Source organism: Bacteroides intestinalis, assembly GCF_003464595.1.
Lineage (GTDB): Bacteria > Bacteroidota > Bacteroidia > Bacteroidales > Bacteroidaceae > Bacteroides > Bacteroides intestinalis_A.
The window spans coordinates 13,450-29,528 of record NZ_QRZF01000025.1 but is presented as its reverse complement, the minus strand read 5'-3'; the positions used below and the strand labels follow the sequence as shown (position 1 = coordinate 29,528).

Genomic DNA, 16,079 nt, shown 5'->3' with positions numbered 1-16,079 from the left:
TCTATTAAAGTGAATTCACATATTCGGCAAGTTCTTCCGCTTCTTTAGCTGATATTTTCTTTTCAATGCCATGCTTATGTACCGTGAACACTTCTTCCATAGTGGCAGCACGTCCGTCAAACAGATAAGGAGCCGTACGCCAGACTTCACGCAGTGTCGGAGTATCCCACCCATTCTCAAATTCGATATCTTCGCCGATACGATGCATCTTCATATCCGTATAATAGGGACCGGAATGACATTCGTCGCAATTAAACTTTTCATAAACCTTACGTCCCCGTTTAGCCTTCTCTGAAAGTTCGCCATTTACCAGATACGGACTGGGAACCGGTTTCAATGACATCAGATACTCATCCACACACTCTGCAAATTCTTCCGGCAAATCACTGAACTGAATGAGCTTATATCCTGCACGAACGGCAACTTCCGCTTTAGCACGAATACCGGAAATCATACACGGTGGAGTGACATGGGAGAATAGCATACTCTTACAGTTTTTCGAATTACCAATGCCATCATTCATCAAATCCCAGTTCATGGCATCCATACGCGCATCACCCGGATGGCATCCGTTACACGACTGCCAGTTCTGGAAACAATGTTCCGCATCATTAAAGTATTTCTCACCACGCTGTATTCTGTTTTCCGTACGATTCTTCACCATGGCAACCGACTGAACATTTGTCGTATTCAAGTCCACGATATTCAATGTATCAGAGAAATAAGTAGGAACAACAGCTGTTCCGTCCTTCAGCATCATACAACGCGGTCCATTACCTACCAACGCTACACGTTTACGCATACCATATAAAAAGCGTAAATCATACGCCAAAGCATCCTTTTGAGGATACTGCTCAAACTTCTGGATAAATGCAGGATAATCTATCACACTGACCTCATGGGTACCGGAGTGACTGACCACAATCTTGTCGTCCGTACACTTCACATCCCATATACCTGCTGCACCCCGTTCCGGTTCATCCAGCAACACGGCACCCTCAAAGTTCAGAGTAGCCAGATTTACAATACTGATGGCACTGGTATTCATCCAGCCTTGTTGCAACTGGGATGTCGGAACCTGGAAACGACCCAGATTATGAGTAACCAGCAAATAACGCCCGTCCGGAGAAAGCGACATTCCACGCAAGGCATTACTTCCGTTGGCCAGTTGAATATCCTTTATCTTCCGGAAACTGTTCATATCAATCACCGATACGCAAGCAGCTACAGTATCTACATCCGCCCGTTGCATAGGCAGGAAATTGGTAACAAACAAGTGTTTTCCTTCTTTATCAAAGACAGCTGATTTCGGTTCACGCAATACTTTCACCGTTCTTAGCACATTCTTTCCATTCTTATCCAATTCTGATACTGTGCCGGCAAACTGGTTGCAAATATATAACTTGCCGTTACCCGCATTTACCAACGGAGCGCAGGCACCGGATGCCGTTTCCACAAATACTTTTTCCGAAGGATTGGAAGCAGACAGGAAATAAACTCCATTCTTATGTTCACCTGCCACCGTTGCATAAATCTGATCTCCATCTGTAGCAACTCCGGTAGGAACTTCATCTAGTTCCCACTCTTGCAAGCGTTCTTTATAATCTGATGAATAAATAGAAACCTTCTGAACGCCCTTCTGAGATACGATCATTCCGGATTTATAAGGAGTGATACCCGTTATAAACAATGGAGTTCCTTCCGGCTGCTCCGTGGTATGAGTAGTAAATGCAAATAGAGATACCACTAAAAATACAGGTACTATAACCTTTGCGATGCTACGACTTTTATACTTCATAGTGATTGAATTAAGCTTGTTTTTCACATCACAAAGATAGGGCATCACCGGTCTGAGGGTTATAAATCGTGTATCATTGACTTGCAATAATGTCTCAAAACAAATGCAGTAAGCATTTTGAGACGGTAGTGAGAACCGTTTGAGACAAAAAAGGCGGAAACTCCTTTCCGCCTTAAATCTTATTTTTCGTCTTACATCTTCTCTTTGTTCGCACTGTTCATCTGTACAAACTCCGTAGGTGTGAACCCATAGAACGCTTTAAACGAATTGGAGAAGTAGGAATGACTGTTGAATCCCAATAAAGTTGCCACTTCCGAAACGCTCATATTAGTATCCTTCAGATAACGCAATGCCACCTCCAAGCGCTTATTACGTATCAATTCCGTGGGCGAAAGCTCGGATATAGCTTTGATTTTACGATAAAGATTGGCGCGACTAATACCAATCTGGTCACAAAGCATCTCGATACCCAGATTCTGATCAGATATATTCTTCTCTATAATCTCATACAGTTTCTGCGAAAAGCGTTCATCCGCCGAGGTAGTACTTACACCTACCACTTCGGGCGAGAAGCGTTTGCCATACAGTTTCTTTAATTGCTCTCTCGACTGCAACAAGCTCTGAATACGTATCCGAAGCACATCCATACTGAAAGGCTTAATCACGTAATCATCCGCCCCTGCCTCAAAACCTTCCCTGATATGCATCACCATGGAGCGTGCAGTCATCAATATTACCGGGATATGTCCGATACGAATATCATTCTTAATCATGGAGCAGAGTTCAAGCCCATTCCGTTTAGGCATCATAATGTCACTCAGCACTAAATCAGGGAAGGATTGTACTGCCTTATCATATCCTTTTATACCGTTTGCCGCTTCAATGATTTCATAGTCATTCTCCAAGGACTTATGCAGATAATCCCGTACGTCTTTGTCATCTTCCACCAAGAGAATCACCGGCTTTTTGGGTGCTATTTCTCCAATGGGAGATGTTTGCGGTTTCTCCACCGGCTGTGCAAATGCCGTATCGCCAATTGTTTCCACAGGCATGGAATCCGTCTCTTCCTCAGTGAAAGCTTCACGGGAAACGGGCAGCAAAACAATGAACCGTGCTCCTTCCGTCCCATCTTCCCGGTCTTCAATACGGATCACTCCCTTATGCAGCTTTACAATGGAATACACCAGACTAAGCCCTATGCCTGTACCCGGTACATTTACCCCTGCCGTTTCAGGTACCCGGTAGAAAGGTGTGAATACCTTATCCCGTTCCTGCGGTGGGATTCCACAACCGGCATCCACAACCTGCAACATCATATACAGAGCAGAAGGGGCTACTTCTTTTCGATACGATTCTTCCAACTCTCCCGCCGGAATACATTTCACCAACATGCGTATGTCTTTGCCGGAAGGAGTATACTTGAATGCATTGGACAATAAATTGAATACGACCTTTTCAAGCAGCACTTTATCATACCAGGCCTGGAACTCCCGGTCCCGGCAATCCAGTGTGAAGGTGATTTCATTGGTTTGCGCTATCTGATTGAACGCACAATAGATCTCCGTGACAAACTCATATACATTATTCTCCGTGACTTGCAATTCCATCGTACCACTTTGGTTTTTCTGCAAGTCCATCAGTTGATTGACCAATAAAAGGAGCCGTTGGGCATTTTTATAAATGACCATCAGTTTATCCCGCAGTTCCAGAGTCATATCCATCCGCTTCACCAACTCTTCAAAGGGAGTGATGATTAGCGTCAAGGGAGTACGCAACTCATGGGCAAAATTCGTGAACAGATGCATCTTTGCCTGATGAAACTCTTCCTGTTGCAGTTTCTCTTTCTGCTCCATTCGCAACCTTTCCCTCAAGCGGCGACGGGCATTGAAATAATGGAATATCGCGTAAAATACTCCTATCAGCAATAGTCCATAAATCAGGAAAGCATACCAAGTAGCCCATAAAGGTGGTGTAATCACAATCTTCAAAGTCTTCCCTTCCTCATTCCATACCCCATCGTTATTACAAGCCTTGACATGAAAAAGATAGGTACCGGGGCGCAGATTGGTATAGTAAGCCGTACTGCGCTCTCCCACATGATTCCAGTCTTCATCATATCCTTCCAACTTATAGGCATACCGGTTCATCTCCGAATTGATGAAATTCAACGCTTTATATCCTATAGCCAGATTGTTCTGATTGTACCGTAAATTGATAACCTCCGCTTCATTAAGCAACCCACTTAAGATTCCTGTTCCATCATCTGCACGCACCACACGATTATTCACCAACAGGTCTTCCAATACGATTGGCGGTACAAAACGATTCATCGGCATCTCCGGTGTATAAAAAGTGATAAAGCCATCATTACCGGTAAAGCACAATGTACCGTCCGGCATGGCTACCCCACCCCGATATGTAAATTCACGCAAATGAATACCATTATTGAATGGAAAGTTTTTAATCTCCCCGGTGGACGGAGAATAAGAGGAAATTCCCTGCAACGAGCTCATCCATAGATTTCCGTCCGCTCCTTCCAGCAATTTACAAATATCCCCTCCCATCAGCCCTTCTTTCTCTGTTACCCGGCGAAGCACACCTCCCCGTTTGTCCAGTTGGAAAATACCGCCTCCATAGGTAGATACCCATACATCACCGGATCTGGTTGATAATATAGAAGATATATAGTTACTTGGAATTTGCATTTCCTGTTCCGGGCGCGATGTACGAAATACGATCATTTCACCTGTACGGGTATTAAAACGGTATAGTCCGGCAGAACGCATACCTATCAGTAGCACACCGGGACTCTCTTCCTCCATGCAACGAACGGAGGAAAAATGCAATTTCTCCCCTTTCGGTCCGGTAAACTCTGTCTTCCGCTCACCGGCAGGAGTAAAGCAAGTCAGTGCATATCCGCCTTTTGAAGTTCCTACCCATAAATTACCGTCTGCATCACGCACAATACCATAAATAGCAAGTTCTATGGGATATTTATAGAATAAAGAAAAACGCCGGGTAGCAAGATCAAAACGATAGACCTCACCCAATACCGTACCGCACCAGATACAGTCATCCTCAGCATACACCGTTTTGATAACATTCGAATTATGCACGGAATAGCTATCCTTATCAATCAGATAAAACTGCCCTTCCCCTGTCGAAATTTCATATCGCAGTAATCCATACCCCTCAGTTGCTATCCATAAGTTTTTCTGTTTATCGACACAAGCCGTACCATAGATTCCCGTTTGCTGATTCACCGCTTTGCCCGGAGTATGATGAATGAAACGGTCGGTAAGCGAGCTCAGCCAAGTGACACCACCGGCAAAAGTACCAATCCACAACGTACCGGTATGATCACGGCAAAAAGCATAAATAGAAAAATGCCCCAAGCCACGCCCGGGTTCGTCATAACTGCTCACTTTACGAATCTGATCCTTCAACGGTGCATAAGCATAAATACCATCGAAAGTACCAATCAGCATCTCTCCATCCCATTCGGCAAGGCAACGGACATAATTATTTTTCAGACCACTGTTGGCAGATACATAAGAAGTTATTTTATGATTACGGACATCAATACGGTTCAGTCCGCCAAATTGACAACCTACCCAGATGCGATGATAAGAATCTTCATAAAGAGTGGAAATACTATTGTCCGGTAAGCCGGCACGACGGTCATAGTGATTAATCACCTGCATCTGTTTGTTACACTGGTAAACTCCGTTCACTGCCGTACCTATCCAGAAATTACCCGCTTTATCCTCCATCAAGGCAGTGACGGAACTATTGAAGTTCTCTACAAATTCCACCCTTTTAAAGTTGTCTTGTTCGGGAATATAACAACAAAGCCCACTGCGGGTACCTACCCATACTTTGCCGGAACTATCAACTAAAAGAGAAAGAATACTTGCACTGGAGAGTCCATCTACATTAAAATAGTTGCGGATACGTTCGGTGCGAAGGCACATCCGGCTTAGTCCGCGACTGGTACCTATCCATAAATTCTTGCTATGATCTTCGCATATTTCATTGACTTCATTGTCTGCCAAACTCAAAGAATCTCCCGGGTGGTGACGAAAAACGGTATATTCACTTCCATTATAACGATTCAATCCATTACGTGTCCCCAACCAAAGGTATCCCCGGGTATCCTGGCAAATAGTCATCACGGAGAGTTGGGAAATTCCTTCATTCAGTTTCTGGCTATAGTAGAATGAATATTTAGAATGCTCAGCCCATAAGCACAATACTGGAAATGAGCAAATTAGAAAGATCATCAATATTTTCGTTTTCATCAGTATAGATATATTTACTGCACAAAAATAAGAAAAGTATAGAAATAACATAGGATATAGTGCAGAAAGGTATGGAAATAGAATAAGATGAGTAAGGGTCAGTGGTAAGCACTTATTAGCAGAGGCTATGACAGAGCCTACCATCAATGCCATTGATTCCTATCATCAATGGCATTGATGGTAGGCATCATCAGCATTGATGATAAGATGCCTACTGTACTGATCTATCCAGCATGCATTATAGACTCACCCTCACTGCTGCCCCTTCCGTCACGCTCTTCTTCAGCACTGACTTGCCACCTTTCAATACTTCTACATGCAGCTTCTTTCCTGCACGACGTACCCGAATATCAAACTCCGAATTGAAAGCACGTACACGATTCAGATTCATATATTCCCACTCCTGTGGCAAACGGGGAGTCATCTCGAAACTGCGCAATCCTGTGGGGCGGATGCCGAACAGGCCTTCGGTATAGATACGGCAATACAATCCGCTTTCAGCAGAAAGATGACGCTGATCTCCTTCGGGCCACGCTTCAATGGCATAAGGCACATGATCGCCCAACAAACGGCGATGTGAATACTTCTTGAGGAAGTTCATACCTTTCTCCACTTCTCCGGCAGCAATGGTGCCACGCAGAGCATAGAGGGTACTACGGTCCCAGAAGGTCTCAGTACCGGCTTGCGTCAATAATCCGTCGTCCGTCCAGAGGCGAGGCGAAAAGAGCGCATCGATAGTGCCTTGCGCACGGGTGTAGATACCCATAACAAGAGGCATACAAATCCAGGAACGCAGGATATCATTACCTTCATAATAGCGGTAACTGTGGAAACCTTCTATCTCATAACCAAAATGTTTTTCTATGGCTTTTTCTAAAACATTCGCTTGATCACGATACGTATTTAACTGCTTTGCCGATACTCCCAATTCACGCCCCAGCATAACGGCTGAACGCAAAGCATCGTAGTAAAGCGTAGAGGTACAGAGGTTTGCATCACCAGCCGGGAAGCGGTTCTCCAATTCATCCGAATTCGATGCTACCACGCCGGCGGGAGTTAGTTTACGGTTGCAATACTCCAGACACCATTCGATCAGAGGCCACAGTTCACGCGCTTCCGCCTTATCTCCACGAGCCAACGCATAGCGTGCAGCACCGTAAGCAATCATCGCACCGTCTCCCCTATCTTTGGCACCATGCCAGAAGCTGACACCTTCGGAGATGATGGAACTCGGAATAGGTTTATACTCCGGATTCATATAGCGGGCAAAGTGGCGGAAAGAATTCAATGCGGACTCATCACCAATCTCATAACCCAGGAAAGGGAAGAAGGGATTGATATACTCTGCCTGGTCGTTAGCCCAGACAGCTGCATAATAGGCTTCACCACCGGGACCATGCATCAATCCACCTTTCGTGCGGTAGATGCTTTCAGCGCCACGCAGTTTGGCAAAGGCAAACATGCGATTAAGCACGGGATCGGGTGTATCCAAAACCAGATTGCTCCACCACTGACTGATAAGCGCTTCACGCGCGGCACGTTCACTAAGGATATTGATGTGCGAAAGGCCGGCATCGTTTCGTCCGGACGAGGCATCCGCCAGTTTCCTTCCGGAAAAGACTGCATAGAACTCAAGCGTCTCTCCCGGTTTCAAAACAAAGACACCACTTTTGGAAAGAGCAGCTTCGATGCAATAAGCACCATATACACCGGCTTCCTCAGGAGTAGTATATGTTACGTTCCACTCAGGCACTCGCAGCGTTATCTGATTCGGACTGCTATTCTTGAAAGTATATTCCTCACAATAGCGCGCAGCATTGGTGGAGGGATAGAGTACACGCGTCAATTGCACGGCATCTTTCAGTTCCTTACGCCGGTAAATATAACCGAAACTACTTTCCACACGCATAATGCCATTGAAGGTAACATCACGCACTTCTTCATTCAGCAGGGTTTGATCATCCACTGTCACCAAAGCGGGAATATTCACATCGAAACGTTGCTTCAGATTGTTCTGTGTCTTATTTGGATGCATACGAAGCATAGGGAAAACAAGACTTCGGTTCAGATGGAAACGCTTTTGTGCATCCACGCCGTAACGAAGGACAACGGAAAGTTGTTGCCCACTCATTTCCAGATGGTCGTCATGTGGAATATTATCATTGATATTCCAGCGAATGGATCCATCATCCTGAATAGTCCAACGATCCTTCGGTTGTGCAATGGCCAGCGAACCGGCAAAGATGAAAGAGAAAAGTAATAAGGTTCTTCTCAAGTTCATAAGGTTATTGTGTTTAATTGTTAGCTACTAATATCAATACTGCACTCTCAAACTGGGTATTCAATGGATTATCCAAACCTTTTTCCATCAATTCCGCTCCCGTAAATACCTTGCCATTGGCAGGAAAACGGGAAGTCACTCCCTTTGCCAGACTTACTTCCTCCACACGATATTTTTTCTGGGCATCCAGGCCACCCAGCATTACCCGGGATTCATTGCCATCTTTAGTCTGGTAGAAGTAAACGACTGCCTTTTGTTTATCTGTCGAAACATAACTCAAAGAGGCCAATGGGGACTCATAAGGAGAAACCAGGCGATAAAGTTCACCATGCATCACCAACGGACGGATGCGCTCTTTGTACAATTTCACAGCATCGGCAATCTGCGCGCGTTCTTCAGCCGTAGCCTTATCCAATGCCAGGTCTATTCCGAATGCACCGCTCAATGCCACATCGATTGCCATCTTCAAATGACGTTTACCCATACGGGTGACATGAGCAGAGATCGTATTCGCAGGAAAGAAGTGCGAGAAGCCCCATTGTATCTTGATACGTCCCAACGGGTCTGTGTTGTCACTGGGCCAGAAGGAATGGAAATAGGGCATTGCACCATAGTCCACACGTCCCGATCCACCGGCACAAAGCATGGCCATCACATTGGGGAAGCCTTTGGCAAAGCGATCCATCAGACGGTAAAGCGCCCAATTATAATCTATCCAGAGATGACTTTGATCGGCAGGCTGCAAATAAGAAGATCCGGGTTGGGTGATGTAACGGTTACAGTCCCACTTCACATAAGTGATATCAGGGTTAGGTCGCAAGGTTTTGTCGATAATATCCCATTCAAAAGCCTGTACTTCGGGGCGGGTGAGGTCCAGTATCTCCTGATGGCGACCCAATATCGGTTCACGTTTGGATTGAGTAATGATCCAATCGGGATGTTTCTGATAAAGTTCACTCTGAGGATTCACCATCTCGGGTTCCAGCCAGATACCGAAGCCAACTTTACGCTTCAATGCTTCTTTGGCAATATATGACAGACCTTTGGGTAACTTCTTGGTAGAAGGGTCCCAATCTCCCAGACCGTGCTTGTCATCATCACGGGAGTAAGATCCATTACCGAACCAGCCATCATCCAATAAGAAAAGTTCAGCACCCACCTGGCGGGCCCCATCAAAGAGTTGCTTCAGGCGGTCTTCATCAAAATCGCAGTGCGTAGCTTCCCAGTTGTTCAACAATACAGGGCGGTCTTTCTCTGCATCGCGGATGGCATTTGCCATAGCCCAACGATGGAAACGACGGCTGGCTTCTCCCTTACCCTGCTTACTATACGTGTAGAGAATGGCGGGTGTAGTAAATGTGCCGCCACGCTCCAGATTGTACTGTGAGCCCAAAGGATTCATACCGGTCAGCAAACGCAGGTTCTTGTTCCAGTCTACGTCGAAAGCAAACTGGAAACTGCCGCTCCAACGCAAAGAAGCAGCCAATACTTCCCCTTCATTCTCTTTAGCCGGTCCGTTCAGGGAGAGGATAAAAGAAGGAATACGCATCTGATGTGCACGGATACCTAATTTGGAATCCAGAATCTTGACTCCTTCCGAAAGGCGTTCTTCATTGAGGGTTGCTTCGCGCTTATAGTTACCAGAGAATTGAGTGAGCCAGTATTCCTTCGCTTTTACCACCGGGGCAGCAGAAGCAAAACGATGCAGAATAACTTTACCTTTCTCATTATGCGTAACTGTATTCCATATCTCCATCATGCTATTGTCTGCATAGCATTTGATATAGATATCTACGGTGAAAGGATAGGCAGGGTCTTTCAGTGAAATAACGGTTTGTTCGATACCCGGTGCCAGCGCTTCCGTACGATGTCCGGCGTAGTGAAGCTCCGTAGATGTATTTCCATCTACGTGAGTTGCCTGGATAGCCGGTTCTGTCAGGACACCGTTTCCATAAGGAGGAAGAAATTCCCATTCACGTGAGGGTAGCTTAACAGGAGGCTCTACTTCACGGGCAGCATCTCCAAAACCCAATTGGTAAAGGCGATCGTCCGTACCCACCATGAAGGTCAGTTTCAGTTCGCCGGATGTAACGGTGAAAAGCTTCTTCACATTTGGATTGTCCGCTGCATGCACCGTGAGGAGAAGGCAGAGAAATAAACAGGTCGTCAATATATTCTTCATAATCTTATCATTCTTCTGTCATAAACTTCCAGGTAACATTGGCAATACTGTTCGGTTTCCCCTTTTCAGCTTTGGATATAGCACCTTTCAGCTTGCCTTTCTTATCGCGTGTCACAGTGATATCACGCCAGGAATAGGCGCCCTTCTCGTAATCGAATGTTTCACCGTCATCATCATACAGCCGGTAAGCACCATCTGCTTTTCCATAATGACGGATTTCCAGATTCACCTTCTCTCCTGCTTTCGGTGCATGTAGGCGGGCCTCCATAAATGGCAGGATAGCCCCATCCTTTACATATACCGGAATACGGTCCAAGCCCGGTGTAACAGTAATCTTCTCGCCATTGCCCACATATTTACCTGTATAAAAATCGTACCAGTCTCCCTTAGGCAATACCACAGTACGCTCTTTCTGGCCTTTGAACATAGGAGCTACCAACAGATATTCACCAGCCATATACTGATCCTTAATTTCCTTGGAAACCGCTTCCAAATAAGGATTATCTTCCAAATTTGCATCCGACAGTTTCGCTGTAGTTCCTTGTTCAGGGTTGAAACCCGGTTCCAGATTCATGGCGCGGAACGGAGGAATACCATCAAAATGATAGCGTGCAAATTCACTATACCAGTAAGGCATCATCTGCATACGCAGCATAGCATACTCTTTTATCTGATTCTCTACTTCGGGGAAAGTCCAGGGTTTCGTACCGCTTGCCCAGGCATTAATCATTGCCATCGGCGAGAATACTACAGACTGGAAACGACGCAACCAGTCTTCCGATGAACTGGAACTACGTACTTCCGGAGTCCACAATACACCACTAAAACCTGAATTAATCAAAGCAGTGATAAAGTCCGGATGGCTGTAATAGTCATTATAAATCACATAGGGGAAAGAAGTTGCACCGGCATTCGATGCACGAACCAATCCGAAGGTACGTTGATTACGCTTCTTGTACAATTCCGCAGTAGTGCGTTGTACCCACAAACCATAAGTCTGGCGCATCTGCTCGGCGGCAATTCCACTGGGGAAAGTAGCTACATCCGGCCAGACATAACGATCGTATCCGTCTACTTCATCCACTTTATAACCGCTGACACCAATATTTACGTGTTCCTGTTCCAGCTTATCCATCCAGATTTTGCGGGCTTTCTCGCCTGCCAAGTCGGGCACGATACCACACCATACGGTGTGTGAGCCGCTTACCGGATACATTTCCTTATATATCTTTGAATCGGGAGATACGTATGGGTTTGTCCATAAGTTGATACGTACTCCTTTAGCCAACATCTCTTTCACAAAGCCGGCGGGATCAGGATAGCGGGTAGCATCCCACTCAAAGGTACAAGGATACGCTTTGCTTTGCCAACCCGGTTCCAGTCCGATGAAGTCCAACGGGAAACCACGTTGTTCAAATTCATCCGCTTCGTTCTTCACGTCTTCAGCTGTATAGAGCTTCTTTGTGCGTTGCGTAAAGCCCAGACCCCAACGCGGAGGCAATGTACCTCCTCCACAGAGCAGGTTATAACGACGGATAACATCCATAGGAGTAGGTCCGGCGAACAGATAAATTTCTGCACCCGGAGCAGGAACCAAGATCGAAACAGCATCCGAATAAGGCGCCGATGTCCAGGTCTTATCCAGATTACGGTCTTTAGCCACCGGAGCATTCGGACTGTCCTTGCGTGCACCGCTACCTGCATATACCGTCAGATAACGTGCCGAATTAATCAGTACTCCATAACCGGAACTGGAAATATAAAAGGGGACAGGAGCATGTGTGCGCCCATTATCACGTCCACCATAATGGTCTACATGCAAGTTCAGGATCTTGCCACGCTGGTGCACCGTCTGAAAGTTCAGTCCAAAGCCATACAACTGTTCCTTGCGTTGCAAAGGAATGCGGAGACTTGTTTTACCATCCTGTATGGAACCCACAATTTCATTCGCCAATTCAGGCAATGTCACCTCTGGCAAGCGGGCAAAACCTTCCTTTTGCGGCGTAACACCGGCCACACCCAATAATGAATATTCTTCAGGAGTGCCTACCACACCTTTCCAGACGCCGGGCTCCACTTGCTGCCATGCAATCTGTGCTTTGGCAGGACATAGCATCAACAGGGCCATCGCCCCTACAATCAAAATTTTCTTCATTCTTTCCATTTTGTTACAATAGCGTTATTATCATCGAATCATACCGGCAAAGCCACCGTTCGGAAGAACTTTCACTTTTACCGTCCCATTTGTATTTTCTATAGGCATATAGTTAAAACTATCCTTATCTTTTCCATCTATAATCATAGTGAATGATTTACCTTCACATCCGGCGGGCAAAGTAAATTCTATTTCACGTTCCTCTTCCTTACCGCTGATGCCACCGATATACCATACATCACCGGAACGACGTGCCACAACAGCATAATCAGCCGGATAGCCAGCCAACAGGACGCTCTCGTCCCAGGCAGCGGGTACTTCTTTCAGGAATTGTTTGGGTTGTTCCGGCAAAGAAAGATAAGACTCCGCCTTATCAGCAAAACATTGAAAACCGGATTCAAAGACTACTGCCAGAGCCAACTGATGCCCCATAGTTGTCCTGCGTATAGCAGGTATCCCCTGACGTACTTTATCAGAAAAAGTCACCGGAGTATAGTCCATAGAACCGACCACATTGCGTGTGAAAGGTACAGTAGCATTGTGTTTTGCCGCCTGGTCGCAACGTTCCTGGCGTCCCAGAGTTTCTGCACCCCGGATAGCTTCCGTAGTCAGCATATTCGGATACGTACGCTCAAAGCCACGGGGTAAAGTGGCACCATGAAGATCTACCAGCAAATGATTGTCTGCCGCATCTTTCAGTAAAGCCGGATAAAGTTGGATAATACGTTGTTTGTCAGTATCAAAGAAATCAACCTTGATTCCTTTCACTCCTACTTCACTGATGCGTTTCATTTCTGCACGACGTAATTCCGGATCACTCATCAGACGATGTGTCGGTATAGAATCCTTTTCACGTCCTGCACCGGAATGGTACCATAACCAGACACCCACTCCCTTTTGCTGTGCGTATTTCACGACATCTTCCATAGTGCCACCGTTGCCCATGTTTTGCCAGCCGGCATCAATCAACATGTATTCCCAATCCATTTCAGCACTAAGATCCACATACTTCAGCTGTGCTTTATAATCACGGGGAGTACCGCCATTAGACCACCAACTCCAAGATGCGCGTCCTGCCTTTATCCAGGATTCATCATTCACTACAGACGCCGGATTCAGGTGTGAAATCATTTGTGTCTGGAATATAGTATTCAGATCATCTCCTATGATAATAGCACGCCAGGGAGTGAACCACGGCAATTCCGATACCGGTTCTACCGCATCCGGTACAATTGGTTCATCCGCCTCCGGAAAACGGATTTTATATGCTTTATCGGTTCCGGCATTATCAATATGAGTAGCAGGATATGAGCCATCCAGATGGGCTTCCGTTATCATCATCCAGACTCCGTTGGTGTTGAACAGCATAGGGAATGCCCAACCACGTCCATGTCCACATTCCGAACGGATATCTATTTCACTCCGGCAATATTGTTCATAGCTCGGTTTGTGACGATCGTTCCAGTCATACGGATGTATCCACGCTTTTCCATTTACGGGTACGGCAAATTCTGTATGTTCGGCCTGGATAGTGTGCATTTGTCCATCCTCTCCGGGTAGTTCATAGCGGAAAGCCACTCCGTCATTATATACCCTTACGATCAAATTAAACTGCTTATCCTCTTTGGTACGGAAAGTAAAAGTCTGTTCACGACACTCATCCGTAGTATTCATCTTCTTACCGGATTTTAGCTGATAAGCATTAGAGATATCTCTCACAGCAGAAGCGGAAACAAATTGAGCGTCTTTTCCATATTCACAATTATCCATAACCAGTCCTAAAAGAGATTTCTCCATCGCCACTCCATCTTTATAAAAGACAGAGTAACTAAGCGTTGTACCGCCATTTTCTTGTTTATTCTCCAAAGCAAAGCGGATGTTGCTGTCTTTAGATACCAGCTCCCATGCATCAGGAGCCGTACAAGAAGTCATTAATATTACAAACAGAAACAGTACTGTATTCAATAGTTTTTTCATGGTATTTATCATTTATATATTTGTATATCCCCATCTTCACAAATAATCTCCGGGCGAGCATCGGGGTTCTTCAACTCAAACGTAACATTCTTCAGTTTCAACCCTTTCACGTGGCGTGCCCATACTCCATATGCCGGAATCTTAGGACCGAAAGTCTTTACCTCCGGGTATTTATCGATAGCTTCAGGTACCTGAGACAAGGCATCCTCAGGAGTTCCTGTACCCAATAAACGAATATGAATATTTTCCAAAGTCAGGTTTGTGATGTAATGTCCCGGAATACCCGTAATCAGAATACCGGAAGGAGGCGTCAGTTGAGCCTTATCGGCAGCCACCGCTTTTACATTACGGATTATCACATTTTCAAAAACACCGATAGGTTGCTGGGTATCTTCCTGTTTACGGAATACACTCAGACGGGCACCCAAACGAAACAGCATCGGCGTACGTACTTCATCCATTGTGATATCAGAGATTTCCACATTACGTAAATGGGCTCCATCTACGGAGAATAACTTAATACCTCCATTCTTGGTGTCGTAAATATGACAATTGCTGATCTTGATGTTCTCAAATCCTGCCATAGATTCTGTTCCCATCTTGATACCTGCCTGATTACTTTTCAACTTCATGTCCGTAACAATGATGTCATCACATCCCATTTTACTGGCAGTAGTCTTGAAGCATAGAGCATCGTCACCACTGACAATATCACAATTACTAATGCGTACATGTTGGCAACCATCAATATTAATTCCATCGTTGTGAGCTACTCCAAAGCTACGTATCGTCACATTATGGATATTCACATTGCGGCATTGGAAATAATGGGAAGTCCAGGCACCTGCATATTTTAAAGTAACTCCTTCCACGCGTACACCTTCACAACGCACCCAGCGAAGCAGGAAAGGACGTAATCCCCAACGCTGTCCTTCCGGTCGGGTATCTACTTTTATATGCCGTTCTTTCAAAGCCGAACCTTGCCCATCGATAGCACCTTCACCCTCCAATGTCACATTTTTAGCATCTACTGCTACCAACAATGCCCAACCGACATCAATGCCCAGGCCTTCCGTAAAAGGATCAAGGTTATCATAAGCTTTATAATCGGTAGTACCCAGAATAAGGGCATCTTTCTCCAAATGCAAAGTCACATTATCTTTTAGCACGATAGTAGCCGACAAATAGGTTCCGGCAGGCACAAGCACCGTTCCACCACCTGCTTTATGACAAGCATCAATTGCTTTCTGAATGGCAGGTGAGTCCATCTTTTTGCCATTTCCCCGCGCACCGTACTTCTTTACATTAAATGTTTCAGCCTGCAACGTAAATGGCAGTACAAGCAACAGTAACAACAGTAATAAATTATTTTTCGTTTTCATGGT

At 45.5% G+C, this 16,079-nt stretch carries 7 protein-coding genes; all 7 read right to left on the bottom strand.

Annotated elements, in window-relative coordinates; translation table 11 throughout:
* Positions 1-4 precede the first annotated feature (4 nt).
* A complete protein-coding gene (locus DWW10_RS22895; protein ID WP_118422357.1) occupies positions 5-1,843 on the bottom strand; it encodes a YncE family protein in 1,839 nt (612 codons plus the stop codon).
* A 146-nt stretch (positions 1,844-1,989) separates the two neighbouring features.
* Positions 1,990-6,099, bottom strand: a complete 4,110-nt coding sequence (locus tag DWW10_RS22890; protein WP_118422358.1) for a hybrid sensor histidine kinase/response regulator transcription factor — start codon at positions 6,097-6,099, stop codon at positions 1,990-1,992.
* A gap of 238 nt (positions 6,100-6,337) precedes the next feature.
* Positions 6,338-8,380: a glucosidase family protein gene (locus tag DWW10_RS22885; RefSeq protein ID WP_118422359.1), complete on the bottom strand. Its 2,043-nt coding sequence runs from the start codon at positions 8,378-8,380 to the stop codon at positions 6,338-6,340.
* A 13-nt stretch (positions 8,381-8,393) separates the two neighbouring features.
* Positions 8,394-10,562: an alpha-galactosidase gene (locus DWW10_RS22880; protein ID WP_118422360.1), complete on the bottom strand. Its 2,169-nt coding sequence runs from the start codon at positions 10,560-10,562 to the stop codon at positions 8,394-8,396.
* Between the two features lie 7 nt (positions 10,563-10,569).
* Entirely contained in the window at positions 10,570-12,717 is a 2,148-nt protein-coding gene (locus DWW10_RS22875; RefSeq protein WP_118422361.1) for a glycoside hydrolase family 31 protein, read from the bottom strand.
* Positions 12,718-12,747: 30 nt separating this feature from the next.
* Positions 12,748-14,694 (bottom strand): glycoside hydrolase family 97 protein, encoded by a 1,947-nt coding sequence (locus DWW10_RS22870; protein ID WP_118422371.1) that lies wholly within the window; start codon positions 14,692-14,694, stop codon positions 12,748-12,750.
* An 8-nt stretch (positions 14,695-14,702) separates the two neighbouring features.
* Positions 14,703-16,076 (bottom strand): glycoside hydrolase family 28 protein, encoded by a 1,374-nt coding sequence (locus tag DWW10_RS22865; protein WP_118422362.1) that lies wholly within the window; start codon positions 16,074-16,076, stop codon positions 14,703-14,705.
* Positions 16,077-16,079 lie beyond the last annotated feature (3 nt).